Genomic DNA, 16,774 nt, shown 5'->3' on the forward strand with positions numbered 1-16,774 from the left:
TGAGCTGTATCAAACTGGCCTTGAGGCCGGTGGACTTTTCCAGGGAGCGGATGTCAGTGCGGGCGCACCGTGTCGCGTTGCGGCAGGACCACGGCCAGCACCGTGCTGGTCAGCAGCGCGGCGGTGACGTCGATCATCCAGTCGCGCACGTCGCCCGAGCGGTAGGGCAGGAAGCTTTGCACCAGTTCGTCGCCGGCGCCCATCAGCGCAATTGCCAGCACGGCCTTGAGCGCACGCACCGGCCCGCTCCCGGCGCTGCCGAGGAACCACAGCAGGGTCAGGAAGGCATAGGTCAGGCCATGCAGCACCAGGCCCGGGGCATATTCGCCGATTTCGGCGCGCGCGCCGGGAATCGAACCGGCGATGAGCACGGCGGCGTACACCGCCAGGGCGAGCCCGCGACGGGCGCTACGCAGGCGGGGGTCGAGCAACAGGAGGGACAGGATGGCGGGCATGACGATCGAGCGTTGGCAAACGCCAACGATAGCATGCCTGCTAACTATCCGGCCACGCCCATTCGGCTGATCAGATCGTCAGCGCCGGCGAGCCGTTGGTGTAGTGGGCGTCGAAACAGCTTTCGCAATCGGCGCAGAAGAGGTGGGCAATACGCACGCTGGTCTGGCGCAGCACCAGTTTGAGGTGGGTGCGCTCGCACTTGGGGCACACCTCGCGTACGCTGCCGAAGGTCAGCAGGTCCAGCGGCATGCTTGCATCATCGGGCTGGTCGATGACGGCCAGGGGATTCAGTTCGACGAGGACCAGGTTGCCGTCAGCATCGTGACGGCGGCACATGACTGGCTCGGGCGGATGCGAATATGACTCGGATGCACGTAAACTCATAGGACAGGCTCCCTGTTATCGTGTTGTCCGGCACCCTACGGATGAGAAAAAGCAGGGCGGGAGCTTCATCATAACCAAATCTCGCGCAGCTTCAAGCCCTGCGAGAGGATTTATGTTGGCATGTTGTGCATATGAAAAAAATGCCCGCCAGGAGCTGGCGGGCACAACCCAAGATGAGGCCAAGAGACGCATGTTCGGTGGGTGTGCTGCACATCGGTGCAACACACCTGCTGCAATCACGCATATCGGTTGCGTGTATCGCAGTTAATTCAAAGTATATGGGCTTATTGTGACCACGCCGTGACCTGGATCAAACGTAGCGGACGCCTGGCGAACCCTTCAGGGCATGTGCAATTTCAACAGGATCTCGCAGGTCGCACCTCGCTTGCCGGTTTCCATTGGTTTATTTTCGGTCAAAAAAAAGCCCGCTCGAGGCGGGCTTAAAACTATTTTCTTGGAGGAGAATAGTGGAGACAGGTGCAATTATGTTGCACCGCCAAATATGTGTCCAATTGCGAATACAGATACCAGACATTGATATTCCGCATATCTCCTGTCGATTTTGTCCCTCAACCGGTTTACTCGCGCACGGGAACCGTGTAGTTCAGCGCCATGCGGCCTCCATCGGCGTACAGCGTCTGGCCGGTCATATACGACGCATCGTCGCTGGCCAGGAAGGCGGCAATGCCCGCTATTTCTTCCGGCTCGCCGCAGCGGCCGAGCGGGGTGCGCGACAGGATCGTATGGCGCGCTTCCGGGCTGCCGAGCACGGCTTTCTTGGCCAGTTCGGTCAGGATCGTGCCCGGGCCGATGGCATTCACGCGGATCCCGTGCTGGGCCAGGCTGATGGCGGTCACGCGCGTCAGCTGGTTCACGCCGCCCTTGGACACCACATACGGCACCTGGTTCGGGATGGTCAGCTCGGCGTTGACGCTAGACATATTGATGATGCAGCCGCTCTGGCGCTTCACCATCTCGCGGGCGGCAGCCTGGCTGCACAGGAACATCGACTTCAGGTTGATCCGTAACACCCGGTCGAAATCGTCTTCCTCCAGGTCGAGGAAGTCGGCTGCGTGGGTCACACCGGCGTTATTGATGAGGATGTCGACCTGGCCGAAGGCGGCCAGCGTGGCCGCCATCATCGCGTCGACTTCCGCCTTGATGCTGACGTCGGCCTGGTGGAAGCGCGCGGCATCGCCCAGGGTGGCGGCAGCGTCGGCGCCCTCGGGACGAATATCGACGAGCATCACGCGTGCGCCTTCCTGCACCAGGCGCTGGGCGCAGGCCAGGCCGATTCCCTGGCTGGCGCCGGTGACAATCGCGGTTTTGTTGGCTAGTCTCATGGCAGGCTTTCTCAATGTGCAAACGGCAATTGTATCCAGCTTGGAGCCGTGCCTGCTGTTTTTGCTCGCCTTCCGGGCGAGCGCCGGGCCTCAGGCAGGCAGCTTGGCTACCACCTTGATCTCGAACTGGAAGCCATACAGCCAGGTCACGCCGACCGCCGTCACCGTGGGGTAGGGCGCCTCACCCCAGTACTCCCTGGCGATCTCCCAAGCCTGTTCGAACATCGATTCCGGATCGACCATGAAGATGGTCACATCCTGGACATCCCGGAAGCTGCAGCCGGCAGCGCCGAGGATGGCGTTCAGGTTCTCGAATGCGCGCCGTACCTGCGCTTCCAGGCCGGGCTCGGGCGAGCCGTCCTCGCGGCTGCCGACCTGTCCGGAGACGAACAGCAGGCCGCCCACGCGCACTGCGGGTGAATACCGGTTCTTTTCATACAAGGCCTGGCGGCCCGGGGGAAACACTACATCGCGGTTTGTCATCGTCTTCTCCTGAGGTAAACCCGCGCCTGGTCAGGCCGGGTGAACACAGCTTAGTCCTGCCGTTCACTGCGATAAATAGGCAAGTGGCATCAAGATTGTTTGTACAATCCAAACAATCATTGAGGAGACAGGCGTGGACAAACTGGATGCGATGCGGGCATTCGTGCGTGTGGTCGAGGCAGGCAGCTTTACGAAGGCGGCCCAGACCCTGCACCTGAACCGGGCCAGCGTGACCCAGCTGATCCAGGAACTGGAAACGCGGCTGCGGGTCAAGCTGCTCAACCGGACCACGCGCAAGGTCAATGTCACCGCCGACGGCGCGGTTTATTACGACCGCATCATTGCCGTACTGGCCGAGCTCGACGAAGCCGAGACGAGCCTGCCCGGCACCTCGTCGGCGCCGCGGGGACAACTGCGCGTGGACGTGCCCAGCCCGCTTGCCACGCTGGTCCTGATCCCGGCACTGCCGCGCTTCCACGCGCGCTACCCCGAGATCCAGTTCGACATGGGCGCCAGCGACCGCAAGGTCGACCTGGTCAGCGACAAGGTCGACTGCGTGGTGCGCGGCGGTGCGATCACGGACCTGTCGCTGACGGCGCGCCGCGTGGCCGAACTGGCGCTGGGTGTGTACGCATCGCCCGCCTATCTCGAGCGTGCCGGCACGCCCGAGCACCCGGAAGAGCTGGACGACGCCCGGCACCGGATCGTGCGCTTCCGCTGGTCCGGCAATGGCAACGGGTTTCCCTATGTACTGCGGCGGGGCGACACCGAGCTGAGGCTGCAGGGACGGCATATCCTGTCGATCGACGACGGCAATGCCTACCTGGCCGCTGGGCTGGCGGGGCTGGGAGTGCTGTGGCTGCCGGATTACATGGCGCGCCAGCACGTGGCGGACGGGCGATTAGTGCCGCTTTTTGAACAATGGCAGAGCGACCCGATGCCGCTTTATATCGCCTATCCGCAGAACAGGCATATCAGCAAGGCGCTGAGGGCATTCATCGACTGGGTGGTGGAAGTGATGGCGGAACACGCGCCTGCCGGTGGCAGGACGCGCTAGAAACGTGCGCAGGCGAGCCGCGTGGCCCGCCCGGTGCCTACAGCATCAGCGGCTTGTCCGGCAGTTCGTTCGCCCGCGAACCGTTGGCCGGGAAGTGCGTGCGCAGCAATTCGTTCACCTGCTTGACCGCCGCCAGGGTCGCGTCATGGAACTGGCCCGCCTTGAAGCCATCGGTCATGGTGCGGCAGACCGCCTGCCAGGTCGAACTGTCGATCTTGCGGTCGATGCCGCGGTCGGCCACGATATCCACCTTGTGCTCGGCCAGGTTGACGTAGATGAGCACGCCGCAATTGTCTTCAGTATCCCACACGCCATAGTCGGCGAACAGCGCCAGCGCGCGCTGGCGGTTGGTCACGCCGTCCCAGGCTTCGTCCAGCGGTAAGCCTTTCTCGACGATCAGGCGCACTTCGCCTCGGTGGGTCTGTTCGCCGGCCGTGATGGCTTCGCTGATCGCGCCCAGCGTCGTTTCGGGGAAAGCACGCGTGGCGTCGGCGTTGCTGCTGCTCACGTGGCGCCATGCGCGGCTGATGCGTTGTCCGATACCCATTACCAATCTCCCGAGGCGCCGCCGCCATCAAAACTGCCACCGCCGCCCGAGAAGCCGCCGCCACCGAATCCACCACCCCCACCGCCGAAGCCGCCACCGCCGCGGCCCATGCCGCCGAGGACATTGCCAAGGATGATGCCGGTCGCGACATTGCCCAGACCACTACTGCTGCGGCCCCAATGATTCGGGGACAGCCGGCTGCGGCGTGGCCGGAATATCGACCTCAGCAGAAAAAAACCGATCACCAGTGCAAGGATGCCAAACATCGAAAACCCTCCTCCTCCGTTATCCTGCTGGAGCTGGCTCGGCGGCACCTGCCGCTGTGCCGGAGCTGGAAAGGCTTCCTTGTTCAGCAGCGTGGCGATGGCCCCGACGCCAGCGACTAGTCCTTCGTAGTAATGGTTCTGACGGAAGTGCGGGGCGATCACATTTTGCAGGATGCGTTTCGATTGCGCATCGGTCAGCACGCCCTGCACCCCGCGTCCGGCCTCGATGCGCAGCCTGCGCAGCGCGCTCGGGTTATCACGCGCGACCATCAGCAGCACGCCGTCGTCCACGCCCTTGCGGCCCAGCTTCCAGGCGTCGGTGACGCGGATGCTGTACTGCTCGATCGCTTCCGGCTCGGTCGACTTGACCAGCAGGACCGCGATCTGGCTGCCGGTGCGCTGTTCGTAGTCGGCCAGTACTGCCGTCAGGCGCTCGCGCTGGGCGGCGTCGAGCATGCCGGCTTCGTCGACCACGCGGCCGCTCAGCGCCGGCACCGGCTTGAGCTGGGCGAAGGCTGGGCTGGCCAACGTCAATGCCAGCAGCAGCGCCCAGAGCGCGCGCAGGAAGGAGCCCTGGAAGAGCGCGCGGAACATTATTTGCCGAAGTCGACGGTCGGGGCAGTCGAGATCGCTTTTTCGTTCTCGACGGTGAACGACGGCTTGGTGTCGTAGCCGAAGACCATGGCAGTCAGGTTGTTCGGGAACTGGCGCACCGTGACGTTATAGTCCTGCACCGCAGCGATATAGCGTTGGCGTGCCACGGTGATGCGATTCTCCGTGCCTTCCAGCTGCGACTGCAGCTCGCCGAAGCGGGCATCGGCCTTCAGGTCGGGATATTTTTCCGACACCATCATCAGGCGCGACAGTGCGCCGGACAGTTCGCCCTGCACCTGCTGGAATTTCTGGAAGGCAGCCGGGTCGTTCAACACTTCCGGCGTGATCTGGAAACTGGTGGCGGCGGCGCGGGCGCGGGTAACGGCCTCGAGCGTTTCGCGCTCGTGATTGGCATAGCCTTTTACGACGTTCACCAGGTTCGGGATCAGGTCGGCGCGGCGTTGGTACTGGTTGACCACTTCGCCCCAGGCCGCCTTGGTTGCCTCGTCCTTCGACTGGAATTCGTTATAACCACAGCCGGACAGCAGCGAGCCGGCAAAGATGGCGAGGGCGAGGACACGGGTCCAACGGGAGAAGACGGTAGAGATCATGATTGGTAATCCACGGCAAGTTGTCGAATAATCAAAATATACATGATGTAAAGATCTTCTGGCGCATCATCGGGGTGCGCAGACGGCGCCGGTGGCCGGCGGGTACAATATTGGGTTTGCAATAATCGACCGACAAGGGGCCTAGAGTGAATTTCATCGACAAACTTTCCGCTGCATGGACCCGCAACGACTCCCTGCTGTGCGTAGGGCTCGACCCGGACCTGGAGCGTTTTCCTGCCCACCTGCAGGGACAGCCAGACGCCATTGTCCAGTTCTGCAAGGCGATCATCGATGCAACGGCCGACCTGGCCTGCGCCTTCAAGCCGCAGATCGCCTACTTCGCGGCGCTCGGCGCCGAAGCGCAGCTGGAAGAAATCTGCGCCTACCTGCGCACCAATTACCCGCGCATCCCGCTGGTGCTGGATGCCAAGCGCGGCGACATCGGCGCCACCGCGCACCAGTACGCGCGCGAAGCTTTTGAGCGCTACGGCGCGGATGCGGTGACCGTCAACCCCTATATGGGCTTCGATTCGGTCGAGCCTTACCTGGAATGGGCCGACCGCGGCGTGATCGTGCTGTGCCGCACCTCGAATGCGGGCGGTTCCGACCTGCAATTCCTCGACGTCGGCGGACGCCCGCTGTACCAGCACGTCGCGCAACTGGTGGCCGACAAGTGGAACCGCAATGGCCAGCTGGCGCTGGTGGTCGGCGCCACCTTCCCCGACGAAATCGCGCAGGTGCGCAAGCTGGTGGGCGACATGCCGCTCCTGATTCCGGGTGTGGGCGCGCAGGGCGGGGATGTGGAAGCGACCGTCAAGGCGGGACGCACGGCGGGCGGGACCGGGATGATGATCAATTCGTCGCGCGCGATTCTGTATGCGGCGGTGCAGGAGGGGGAAGATTTTGCAGCGGCGGCGCGCAGGGTGGCGCGGGAGACGCGGGATGCGATCAATCAGGCGCGGGGGTAAGGACGCGCTGGCGGCGAGCGTGCAAAATTGTATCCCGGCCTGCGCCGGGAGTCATAGGCGCCAGTGGCGCGTATGACGGTCTTTGGGGTAACAAAGGAAATCGTTACACAGTCTGCATGCCGGCAGCACCTCCTTGCACCAGCTCACTTAGCACGTCATCCCGGCGCAGGAACGAACAATGCCACTGGCATTGTTCCCTCCAAGTTCGTACCGTAGCTGCTAACGCACGAAAGCACGCAGCGCGAAGGAGCGGCCAGGCACCTCAATACCGCTCCGGCGCAATCAACTCCACATAGTCATACAGCGCGCCAAGAATCTCCTCTGCCCGCTCATCCGCCGTCTCAGACAGCGCATCGATCTCCCCGAACAACTGGTCCACCGTACGCGCACCGCCGGCCCCATCGAACAGCCGCGCCGCGCGATGGTCTTCCCATTGCTGCGCTTCCTCGGCCGACAAGGTCTGCGGGAAGTTGCGCGCGCGGTAGCGGAAGAACAGTTCCCCCAGGCGTTCGTCCTCGAACGAGGGCCGCATGCCGGCCAGCGCCGCGGGTTTTTCACTGCGCAGCGACTCCAGCTTGCGGCGGTCGCCATTGCTGACGAAACCGCCGTACAGGTCTTCGTCCACGTCCACTTCAAGGGTCGAGGCCGGCTTCTGGAACACCTGCGCCCAGATCGCGCTCATATTGCCCGCGTTTGCCGCCAGCGCCGCGTGGGCGCGGCCGCGTTCGAGGTCGATGTCCCAGCGCGTAGCCGCGGCCGGTTGCAGGGTCTTGAGGTTCCCGACCAGCATCGGCGACTTGTTCAGGTGGACGCTCTTGATCGGCAGGCGGGTCACGCCTTCCGGCAGGTCGGCGCTGCGGGTGAACATGCGCTGGCGGATCGTCTCGACATCCAGCGTAAACAGCTCGGACGGGTCGTGGCGGCAGTCCCACACCAGGATCTCGTTCTTGTTGGTCGGGTGCTGGGCCAGCGGCCAGACCAGTCCCAGGCAGCCGTACTCGACCGGGAACATGCCGGACACGTGCAGGAAAGGCTGGCGCTGGTTGGGCTCCAGGTGCAGGCCCATTTCGGCGGCCACGCGGTCCTTGCGGCGCAACTCCAGGCAGAAGTCGAACAGCTTCGGTTGCGTCGAGCGGATCAGGCGGGCCAGCGCGATGGTGGCGCGCACGTCCGACAGGGCGTCGTGCGCCGCGTCGTGGGCCAGGCCGTTGGCGACAGTCAGGTGTTCCAGCCGGAAGCTCGGCTTGCCGTCTTCGCGCGACGGCCATTCGATGCCGTCGGGGCGCAGCGCAAACACCATGCGCACCACGTCCAGCAGGTCCCAGCGGCCGCAGCCGTTTTGCCATTCGCGCGCGTACGGGTCAATCAGGTTGCGCCAGAACAGGTGGCGCGTCACCTCGTCGTCGAAGCGGATCGTGTTGTAGCCGACGCCGATGGTGCCCGGCTCGCTGAAGGCCGCTTCGATCGCGCGAGCGAATTCGTGCTCGGGCACGCCGCGTTCCAGGCATTGCTGCGGCGTGATGCCGGTGATCAGGCAGGATTGCGGGTCGGGCAAGAAGTCCGGCGCCGGCTGGCAGTACAGCATGACCGGCTCGCCGATTTCGTTGAGCTCGGCGTCGGTGCGGATGGCTGCGAACTGGGCCGGGCGGTCGCGGCGCGGGACCGCGCCGAAGGTTTCATAGTCGTGCCAGAGGAAGGTATGCGTGCTCATGTATTGTTATGTTGTCGCCGCGACTGCGGTGGGCAGGCGCCATGGTGGCACAGAATGGGCGCGGCGTCAGCCGCCCGGCCACGCCGCTTTGCGCTGGATTGCCCTTCGGGCGCGCTCAGACACTGACGCGGTCGCGCCCGGCTTCCTTGGCGCGGTAGAGCGCGGCATCGGCAGCGGCGACCAGGGCATGCTCGTCGCCGCTGGCCCCGAGGGAGGCGACGCCGAACGATCCGGTGATATGGGGCATCGGCATGCGCATGTCGGGGAAGACCGTCGCCGCGCGCAGGCGTTCGGCCAGGCGTTCGGCCACCATTTCGGCCAGGTCCAAATGGGTATCCGGCAAGACGGCCAACAGTTCTTCGCCGCCATAGCGCACGGCAAAGTCGGACGGCCGGAGGGAATCACGGATCACGCCGGCAGCGGCGGACAGCGCCGCATCGCCCGCGATGTGGCCGTGCGTGTCGTTGAAGCGCTTGAAATGGTCGAGGTCGATCATGATGACCGACAGCGGGCTGCCGTCCTGGTGCGCGCGGGTGGCGAGCTTGGGCAGCATTTCATTGAGCCAGGCGCGGTTGTACAGGCCGGTCAGGGCGTCGTTGAGCGAGAGCTGGCGGTAGAACTCGCCAAGTTTCTGGCGCCGGCGCAACTGGGCGTTGGCGGCGCGCACGCGGAAGGACAGCAGGCGCAGCAGGTTACGCGCCAGCACGTTCGAGCGGTCGATCAATTGCCATACCAGTTCGGGTTCGATCACCAGCAGCTCGCAATCCTCGAGCGCGGTCATCGCGGCCAGGTTGACCGCATCGTCCAGAACAGCCTGTTCGCCCACGCTTTCGCCGGGCAAGACACGCGTGACCCCGCCGTCGTCATTGCCGCTGTGGGCATCGGGGGCGACTTCCAGCGAGCCCGACAGCACGATATACAGCCGCGCCCGCAAGCCGTCCTCGACTCGCTGGCCGGCCGCCAGGCGCACGATCGCGCACGCGGCGAGCGCCGCCGTGACGGTCGGGTCGTCGGCGTCGCGGAACAGTTGCAGGTCGCCCACGGCATAGCGGGACGCACCAAAGGTGCCGATCGGGTTCACGGGGTCTCGGGAAGGAATGTCGTTACGTCGTGGAATGATAACCCATTGCAATAGCTGAGCGCAGGCTGGCGTTCCATAAACAACAGTGGTCCAATAGCGGCCATGACGAACTCTTCACCCTACCTGGTCGACGCGCTCGGGCGCCGGCACCTTCCCGCGCCGCAGGCACGTATCGTGTCGCTGGTGCCATCGATTACCGAGCTCCTGTGCGACCTCGGCCTGGCTGGGCAACTGGTCGGCCGCACCGGTTTCTGCATCCATCCGCGCGAGGCGGTCGAGGCAATCCCCAAGATCGGCGGCACCAAGGATGTGAATATCGAGAAGATCCGCAAGCTCGCGCCTACCCACCTGGTCGTGAATATCGACGAGAACGAGAAGCCGACGGTGGAGAAACTGGCGGCATTCGTGCCGAACATCGTCGTCACGCATCCGCTGGCGCCGCGCGACAACCTGGCGCTGGCGCGGCTGGTGGGCGGGATCTTTGGCAGGGAAGCGGCGGCGGAGAGCTGGTGCGCCGCTTTCGAACAGGAGTATGCCGCCCTGCGCGCCTTGCCTCCAAGCCCGGCGCGCACTGTGCTGTACTGCATCTGGCAGGACCCGTGGATGTGCGTCTCGGGGGATACCTATATCGCCGCCATGCTGGGCGAACTGGGCTGGCGCGTGCCAACGCTTGGGGAGGCCCGCTACCCGAGTTTCGCCTGGTCGGATGGGCTGGTCGGCCAGCTCGACGCGGTGCTGCTGTCCACCGAACCCTACCGGTTCACGGAAGCGCACGCGGATGCGCTCGAGAAGCAGCTCGGCATCCCGGTCTTCCTGGTCGATGGGGAAATGATGTCGTGGTACGGCAGCCGCGCCCTGGCGGGACTGCGCTATTTGCGCGAGCTGAGGGCGATGGTGGAAGGCGTGGCGGGATGACGGGATGCACGCCCAGGAGCCGGGCGTGCGCGTGAAGCTGGATTACGAATCGGTCAGGTGCTTGTCGGACAGCGGATCGATGTCCTCTTCGACCGCAACCGCGACCGGGGCATGCTTGTTCTTGTCGGCCAGGCGGCCAAGGGCGCTGTCGAGCGCACGGGCGAGCTTGCCGCCGGCGTTCTTGATCGACTGGTGCAGTTCCACCGAGTGCTCATGGACGACGATCGGCTGGTAGCCGCTGACGCGCGCTTCCATCATGCAGTAATTGCCGCCGTCGGCATGCTTTTCCTTGTTCTCATTGCTCAGGTGCACGTCGACGCGTGTGACCTGTTCGCCGAAACGGCCGATCGAGCTCTGGACCACGGATTCCACGTGTTCGTCCAGACCCTGGTGTTTTTCGATGGTGTTGTCGGTATTTACGTTGATTTGCATAAGATCGCTCCTGTTGTCATAGCAACTACATCTTACATGCGGCGCTGAATTTGCCGCGTCCTGTTATGACACGTGGGGTCGTGCGGTCAGGTTGCAAGGGTGGCTAGGTTGCAATCTTGCTCTCGGCGCCGGGCGCGGCTTTGGCAGTTGTAGGGTGGGCAGGTTTCCTGCCCGCGCGTTCAAATCACGTATGCGATTACGCGCCGCGGCAAATCACACGGACCTTGAACCCGTGGGCAAGGTCATTCAGGCCAATGGCTTGAATGACGAATTGCCCACCCTACGATGCGCGGCAAATCGTCAGGTAGGGTTATGGCTGCGCCAAATCGGCTTCGGTCGTGAACGCATCCGCAAAGAACTCGTCTTCCGGCAGCCCACATTGCGCCACGTAGTCGCGCCGTGCCGAGTCCACCATGACCGGCGCGCCGCAGGCGTAGACCTGGTGGCCTGACAGGTCCGGCAGGTCCTGCATCACGGCCGCGTGCACGTAGCCGGTGCGGCCGTCCCAGGCGTCGTCAAGCAGCGCGTCCGAAATCACCGGCACGTACTGGAAGTCGGGCAGGGTGGTTTCCCAGGCGCGGCACAGGTCGTCCATGTACAGGTCTTGCGGGCGGCGGCCGCCCCAGTACAGGCGCACGGGGCGGGTGGACTTCAGGTGCATCAGGTGCTCGACCAGCGCCTTGACCGGGGCGAAGCCGGTGCCGGAGGCCAGCAGCACGATCGGCTTGTCGGACTCTTCACGCAGGAAGAAGGTGCCGAGCGGGCCCTCGAAGCGCAGGATGTCGCGCTCCTTCATGGCGCCGAACACGTGGTCGGTGAACAGGCCGCCGGCCAGGTGGCGGATATGCAATTCGAGTGGGCCGGTGAACGAGGGCGCGCAGGCGATGCTGTAGGCGCGGCGCTTGCCGTCCTTGAGCAGGAATTCGACATATTGGCCGGCGCGGTAGGCGAGCGCTTCGTTGGCCGGCAGTTGCAGGGTGACGATGGCGACGTCCTCCGCGGCCTTGCGGATGCCCGCGACCCGGGTCGGCATCTTGCGGATCGGGTATTCCGAGCTGCCGCCCACTTCGCGTGCCTCGATCACCAGGTCGCCTTCCGGCACGGCGCAGCAGAACAGCGACATGCCCGCGGTTTTTTCGATGTCGCTCAGTGCGCGTTGCTGGTGCGGCTTGTGGCTAAGCAGGCCATCGAGCACCTTGCCCTTGCAGGAGCCGCAGGCGCCGTTCTTGCAGCCATAGGGTAGGCCGATACCGGCGCGGATGGCGGCGGAAAGGACGGTTTCATCGGCCTCGCAGGTGAACTGGTGGCCGCTTGGCTGGACGGTGATCTGGAAGGTCATGCAGTGTCGATGGTTAAGGCTTGCGCAGGCAAGCGTGATTGGCAAACGAGCTTGGGGACGGGGTGGTGCGACAGCGCGGTATTCTACACCGGTAGTCTGCAGGCCGCGGCACGCCAGCCCGGAAGGGCAACCGGCAGGGCGAACTGGCAAGACGACCTGGTGCAGCAGCAGCGCCATGCTAAAGTAGCGCGCCCGAAACTCTACTTTTTCCCATGACCCGGCCCGCTGTTTTTCGCCAACCGCGCCTGCTGATCGTCGGCTGCGGCAACGTCGGCATGCGCGTGCTGCCGCTCGTTCGCGGGCGCTGCCGCGTGCTTGCCCTTACCAGCCAGCCCGAGCGCTGCGCCGAACTGCGCGCGGCCGGTGCGATTCCCATCGTGGCGGACCTCGACCGGCCGGAAACGCTGCACCGGCTGCGCGGCCTGGCCGACTGGGTGCTCCACCTGGCGCCCCCGCAGCCGGATGGCGCGGAAGACCGCCGCACGCGCCACCTGGTGGCGGCGATCGGCAAGGTCGGGCGGCTGGCTTACGTGAGCACCACCGGCGTGTACGGCGACTGCGGCGGTGAACTGGTGCATGAATCGCGCCCGGTGGCGCCGAAGAATGCGCGCGCGCGGCGCCGGGTGGACGCCGAACGCGTACTGCGCGCCTGGGCGCTGGTGAACGGCACGCACCTGTCCATCCTGCGCGCGCCGGGCATCTATGCCGCCGACCGCCTGCCCTTGAAGCGCCTCGAGCTGGGCACGCCCGCGCTGCGGCCGGCAGACGACGTGTACACCAGCCATATCCATGCCGATGACCTGGCGCGGATTGCCGTGCTGGCGCTGTTCCGCGCGCGCGGCGGGCGCGTGGTGCATGCAGTGGACGACACGCGCATGAAGATGGCTGACTATTTCGATGCGGTGGCCGATGCTTTCGGGATGGCGCGCCCGCCGCGGCTGGCGCGCGCCGAGTTGCAGCAGGTCGTCACGCCGACGCTGCTGTCGTATATGTCGGAGTCGCGCCGCCTGGACAATACGCGCCTGAAGCGCGAGCTGCGCATGCGGCTGCGCTATCCCGACGTGGCGGCGGCGCTCCGGTCCTTCTCCGGTACAATCGCGAACCAAAAAGGAAACTGAAGGAGTACCAAGCATGAAATATGAAGAATACCTCGACGAAGTCACCACGCTGATCGTCGAAAAATACGGGATCACCGAAGCTGCCGCGATCAAGATCGTGGTTGTTGCGCAGGACAAGGAATTCTTCGTGCCACACGACGACAAGCCGGAGATGCGTAACATCGACCAGGCCCACCTGGACGCGCGCGCCCTGTTCGAAGCGAGCGGCCAGGCCAAGGTCGTGCCGGGCAAGAAAAAGAAGTAAGTTCCAGAAAAAAGGCCGGTCTGGCGACATGCGTCGCCGGACCGGCTGTTTGGGCAGGACGGTTCAGGCAGCCAGCGGGAGCGGCTTGCCCGGCGCGGCGCACCAGGCCGTCGCTTCGTTGGCGCTTTCGCCTGCCGCTTTGCCAGGTGCTGCGCACCATGCATTGGCGGAATCTTCGAGCTGCTTGCCGGGCGCCGCGCACCATGCGGTGGCATTGAATTTCCCGTCGAGCTTCTTGCCTGGCGCTGCACACCATGCGGTGGCCTCGAACTGCGCATGCAGTTTCTTGCCTGGCGCTGCGCACCATGCGCTTGCGACGGCGGCACTGACAACCAACTGCTTGCCCGGCGCGGCGCACCATGCGGTCGCTTCAGCAGCACCCTGCACCGGCTTGCCCGGTGCCGCGCACCATGCGGCCTCATTCGTACCCCCCGGCTGCTTGCCCGGCGCGGCGCACCATGCGGCGGCCGGCTTGCCTGGTGCCGCACACCATGCATTGGTCTCGGCGGCGGCCTGCACCGGCTTGCCGGGAGCAGCGCACCAGGCCGACCCGCTGGCCGTGCTGGCGCCGAACTCGACTTCGTAAATGGCGCGCATGCGCTCGCCGGCTTCTACCTGCTCGCCCACGTCGGTACCGGCGCCGATGCCAACGTATGGGTAGTGGTGCAGGAAGTAGCCGAACACCTGCTCGCAGTCGCGGGCATACTTCATCGTGTCGAGGATGTGGTAATGCCAGAAGGTGTCCACGTCGACGGTTGGCGATGCGCCCGCATCCGGGTATTTCTTCATCAGGAACAGGAAGCGGCGGTATTCCGCTTCCACCGCATTGGTCCGTGTTGCGGACCAAGCTTCGCCGGATTCGACGTGCATCAGTTTCATTTTGATGGGAGCCAGATCGAGGGTTTCAAACAGTGCGAATTCGGTAGTCGACATGATTTTTCACCTATTGTTTTGAAATGTTTATCAAGGCATTTCTAATTATCCCTAGTGGTGGAGCGGTGCTTTAGAAGATCCTCCTGCGTCAACTTTGCGGATTAATCGGAAGCCAGGGCTTTCGTCTTGACCAGTGGCAGTGATATGAATTGTCCTGCGTACGCTCATGTTTAATGTTGAGTTCGCTCAAGCAACAAACTGCTTTGCAGAAACGCTACAACATTCCCGCTAGCTGGTTCGAACAGGCGTTCAGGCCAGCGCGGAAAACAGGACATCACCGTCGCGCGCTATGTCGCGCATCCGGTGCCGGTCGCTCAAAATCGGAATCGTGATTGCGATCGTGGTCCCCGTTTCCGGTCCGCTGCTGATCGAAAAGCTGCCACCGAGGATGTTGACGCGTTCCTCGATGCCGACCAGCCCGAACGAGCCGACGCGATTGCGGCTGCCCGGCTGCATGCCAACACCGTTGTCGCGGATTGTCATGGTCAGCATTCCGGCATGCTCGTGCAGGTCGATCCGCACCTTGCGCGCGCGCGCGTGGCGCGCCACGTTGTTGAGCGACTCCTGCAGGATGCGGAACAGCGCGGTGGCGCAGTGGTCGTCGAGATGGTGTTCGGTTTCGTCCTCGACCAGCTCGCATTCGATGCCGGTGCGGCGCGCGAAGTCCGCCACCTGCCAGTCCACCGCCGCGTTCAGGCCCAGGTCCAGCACGTTTGGCCGCAGGTCGTTGATGATCTGGCGCACGCTGTGGATGGTGACGTCGATCTGGCGCACCGTCGCATCGGCGCGTTCGTGCAGGCGGCCATGGCGCCCGCGCGTGCGGTTGGCGAGGATCTCGGCCTCGATTTTCAGCGCCAGCAGGTTCTGCGCCAGTTCGTCGTGGATCTCGCGCGCGATGCGTTTGCGTTCGCCTTCCTTGATCTGTTCCGCGTGTGCGGCGAGCAGGCGCAGCTTTTCGTTGGTGGCCTGCAGCTTGGCCTGGCTGGCGCGCAGTTCGCGCGTCATGTCTTCGGCCATGCGCAAGGCGCTGCGGCGCGACGAGGCCATGGTCTGGAACAGCGCGTAGAGCAGGGCGGTGCTGAGCGTTCCGGCCAGCGCGGCCAGCCACGGGTAATACAGGTCGAAGCGGGTGTACAGCGACGCCTTGGCGATACTGAAATCGGCGCGCCACTGGCGCTGGTTGAATTCGATCGGCAGGCTGGTGCGCAGCACGGAACCGTCTTGCGCGGCCGGCGCCGGATTCGGGTGTCGCAGCGTTGCATGGCTGTCGTAGAGGATGGCGCTGGGACGGGTTTCGCCCGGTTCGGGCGGCACCTCGGTGAGGTCGACCAGCACCAGGCGCGCACCCTTGACCGGGAATTCGTCGAGCAACCCGCTCACCAGCTTGGCGACGCCGAAGCCGATGCCGGCCGAGCCGATATAGGCCGCGCGGCGCTGCGCCACGGTGCGTGCCGGCAGGTCGGCGCGGTAGACCGGCAGCCGCATCGCCAGGCCATTCTGGTTGGGCCCGGGTAGCATGTTGACCCGGGTGCCGGAAGCGCTCATGGAATTGTTGTCGCGCGCCTCGGCCAGCGTGCGGCGCGTATAGCTGCGCGCTTCGAGGTCCAGGCCGAGCTTGTCGAGTGACTGGCGGTTGCTCGGCTCGATGTAGACGATGATCGTGTAGCTGTCGCGGCCTGGCACGGGGCTCAGGCGCTCGCTTGGTTCCGGTATGCCATGCTGGCGCAGGCGGCGGCGCAGGTTTTCGTCGATCGCGGCCAGTCCCTCCGGCCCGACGGCACGCGCATAGTTCATGACCTCGATGCCGGGGAAATTGTGGCGGGTATCGAGTTGCTCGACATAGTGGCGGAACTCGTCGGCGCCGGCATCCGGATTGGCGCGGAACAAGCCTGCCGCGCCGCGCAGCACATCGGAATAGCTCTTGATACGGGCGTCGATCGTGTACTGGGCGGCGCGCGCCATGCCGCGAAAACGCGTCTGCGTATCGCTCTCGATCGCTTCCGCGGTGGCGAGGTAAAGCCCTGTGCCGATGGTCAAGGACAGCAGCGCCCCGGTGAATAGGGTCGTTGGCAGCCTCGCCAGTGCGGTAGGGTATCGGCGGGAAGACATGATCCTTGGCCTCGCTTGCATAGTGAAGTCGTCGCCTAAATGCGACAAACATTCATACGCTAAGCGTGTTTAGTGGGCAAAGTACCTATCAGCTCAGATAGGTTTACCAAAAAACCAACGTGCGTAAGGAACTGGAAACGTTTCAGCCGGATCTGGGACGCGAGGGCTCATGAAAAAGGGGAG

General features: G+C 64.4%; 18 protein-coding genes. 5 read left to right on the top strand and 13 right to left on the bottom strand.

Annotated features, from left to right (window positions below):
* Positions 1–53 precede the first annotated feature (53 nt).
* The 4 genes from HGB41_RS15570 to HGB41_RS15585 all read right to left on the bottom strand — a co-directional run bounded on the left by HGB41_RS15570 (position 54) and on the right by HGB41_RS15585 (position 2,666).
* Positions 54–455 (bottom strand): VanZ family protein, encoded by a 402-nt coding sequence (locus HGB41_RS15570; protein ID WP_171086027.1) that lies wholly within the window; start codon positions 453–455, stop codon positions 54–56.
* Between the two features lie 70 nt (positions 456–525).
* Positions 526–792, bottom strand: a complete 267-nt coding sequence (locus HGB41_RS15575; RefSeq protein ID WP_229423057.1) for a hypothetical protein — start codon at positions 790–792, stop codon at positions 526–528.
* Between the two features lie 626 nt (positions 793–1,418).
* Entirely contained in the window at positions 1,419–2,183 is a 765-nt protein-coding gene (locus HGB41_RS15580) for an SDR family NAD(P)-dependent oxidoreductase (RefSeq protein ID WP_171086031.1), read from the bottom strand.
* A gap of 90 nt (positions 2,184–2,273) precedes the next feature.
* Complete coding sequence (locus HGB41_RS15585; protein WP_171086032.1) at positions 2,274–2,666, bottom strand: RidA family protein; 393 nt, start codon at positions 2,664–2,666, stop codon at positions 2,274–2,276.
* 133 nt (positions 2,667–2,799) lie between these two features.
* Between HGB41_RS15585 and HGB41_RS15590 the strand changes: the two genes are divergently transcribed.
* Positions 2,800–3,723, top strand: a complete 924-nt coding sequence (locus HGB41_RS15590) for a LysR family transcriptional regulator (protein ID WP_171086033.1) — start codon at positions 2,800–2,802, stop codon at positions 3,721–3,723.
* A gap of 37 nt (positions 3,724–3,760) precedes the next feature.
* Here the strand turns inward: HGB41_RS15590 and HGB41_RS15595 are convergent, their stop codons facing one another.
* The 3 genes from HGB41_RS15595 to HGB41_RS15605 are packed head-to-tail and all read right to left on the bottom strand — an operon-like array spanning position 3,761 to position 5,741.
* Positions 3,761–4,270: a TPM domain-containing protein gene (locus HGB41_RS15595; protein ID WP_171086034.1), complete on the bottom strand. Its 510-nt coding sequence runs from the start codon at positions 4,268–4,270 to the stop codon at positions 3,761–3,763.
* Positions 4,270–5,130: a TPM domain-containing protein gene (locus HGB41_RS15600; protein WP_171086035.1), complete on the bottom strand. Its 861-nt coding sequence runs from the start codon at positions 5,128–5,130 to the stop codon at positions 4,270–4,272. Before HGB41_RS15600 ends, HGB41_RS15595 begins: the two co-directional genes overlap by 1 nt.
* Positions 5,130–5,741: a LemA family protein gene (locus HGB41_RS15605; RefSeq protein ID WP_171086036.1), complete on the bottom strand. Its 612-nt coding sequence runs from the start codon at positions 5,739–5,741 to the stop codon at positions 5,130–5,132. Before HGB41_RS15605 ends, HGB41_RS15600 begins: the two co-directional genes overlap by 1 nt.
* Before the next feature lie 146 nt (positions 5,742–5,887).
* Between HGB41_RS15605 and pyrF the strand changes: the two genes are divergently transcribed.
* Positions 5,888–6,709, top strand: a complete 822-nt coding sequence (gene pyrF / locus HGB41_RS15610) for an orotidine-5'-phosphate decarboxylase (RefSeq protein WP_171086037.1) — start codon at positions 5,888–5,890, stop codon at positions 6,707–6,709.
* A gap of 262 nt (positions 6,710–6,971) precedes the next feature.
* On the opposite strand, the gene sbcB is transcribed toward pyrF, so the two are convergent.
* Complete coding sequence (gene sbcB, locus HGB41_RS15615) at positions 6,972–8,420, bottom strand: exodeoxyribonuclease I (protein ID WP_171086038.1); 1,449 nt, start codon at positions 8,418–8,420, stop codon at positions 6,972–6,974.
* A 115-nt stretch (positions 8,421–8,535) separates the two neighbouring features.
* A complete protein-coding gene (locus HGB41_RS15620) occupies positions 8,536–9,501 on the bottom strand; it encodes a GGDEF domain-containing protein (protein ID WP_171086040.1) in 966 nt (321 codons plus the stop codon).
* A 102-nt stretch (positions 9,502–9,603) separates the two neighbouring features.
* Between HGB41_RS15620 and HGB41_RS15625 the strand changes: the two genes are divergently transcribed.
* Complete coding sequence (locus HGB41_RS15625; RefSeq protein WP_171086042.1) at positions 9,604–10,416, top strand: helical backbone metal receptor; 813 nt, start codon at positions 9,604–9,606, stop codon at positions 10,414–10,416.
* A 42-nt stretch (positions 10,417–10,458) separates the two neighbouring features.
* On the opposite strand, the gene HGB41_RS15630 is transcribed toward HGB41_RS15625, so the two are convergent.
* Both HGB41_RS15630 and HGB41_RS15635 read right to left on the bottom strand, forming a co-directional pair.
* Complete coding sequence (locus tag HGB41_RS15630; RefSeq protein WP_171086045.1) at positions 10,459–10,848, bottom strand: HPF/RaiA family ribosome-associated protein; 390 nt, start codon at positions 10,846–10,848, stop codon at positions 10,459–10,461.
* Positions 10,849–11,158: 310 nt separating this feature from the next.
* Positions 11,159–12,187 (bottom strand): CDP-6-deoxy-delta-3,4-glucoseen reductase, encoded by a 1,029-nt coding sequence (locus tag HGB41_RS15635; RefSeq protein WP_171086047.1) that lies wholly within the window; start codon positions 12,185–12,187, stop codon positions 11,159–11,161.
* Between the two features lie 212 nt (positions 12,188–12,399).
* Here HGB41_RS15635 and HGB41_RS15640 point away from each other — a divergent pair, with 212 nt between their 5' ends.
* Together HGB41_RS15640 and HGB41_RS15645 are read left to right on the top strand one after the other, a co-directional pair.
* On the top strand, positions 12,400–13,305 hold the full coding sequence (locus HGB41_RS15640; RefSeq protein WP_171086049.1) for an NAD-dependent epimerase/dehydratase family protein: 906 nt from the start codon (positions 12,400–12,402) through the stop codon (positions 13,303–13,305).
* 13 nt (positions 13,306–13,318) lie between these two features.
* On the top strand, positions 13,319–13,549 hold the full coding sequence (locus HGB41_RS15645; RefSeq protein WP_171086051.1) for a hypothetical protein: 231 nt from the start codon (positions 13,319–13,321) through the stop codon (positions 13,547–13,549).
* Positions 13,550–13,612: 63 nt separating this feature from the next.
* Here the strand turns inward: HGB41_RS15645 and HGB41_RS15650 are convergent, their stop codons facing one another.
* A complete protein-coding gene (locus tag HGB41_RS15650; RefSeq protein ID WP_171086058.1) occupies positions 13,613–14,482 on the bottom strand; it encodes a glycine-rich domain-containing protein in 870 nt (289 codons plus the stop codon).
* A gap of 249 nt (positions 14,483–14,731) precedes the next feature.
* Positions 14,732–16,591 (bottom strand): sensor histidine kinase, encoded by a 1,860-nt coding sequence (locus HGB41_RS15655; protein ID WP_229423058.1) that lies wholly within the window; start codon positions 16,589–16,591, stop codon positions 14,732–14,734.
* Positions 16,592–16,774 lie beyond the last annotated feature (183 nt).

The sequence above is a fragment of the Telluria aromaticivorans genome, from assembly GCF_013003915.1.
GTDB classification, from domain to species: domain Bacteria; phylum Pseudomonadota; class Gammaproteobacteria; order Burkholderiales; family Burkholderiaceae_D; genus Telluria; species Telluria aromaticivorans.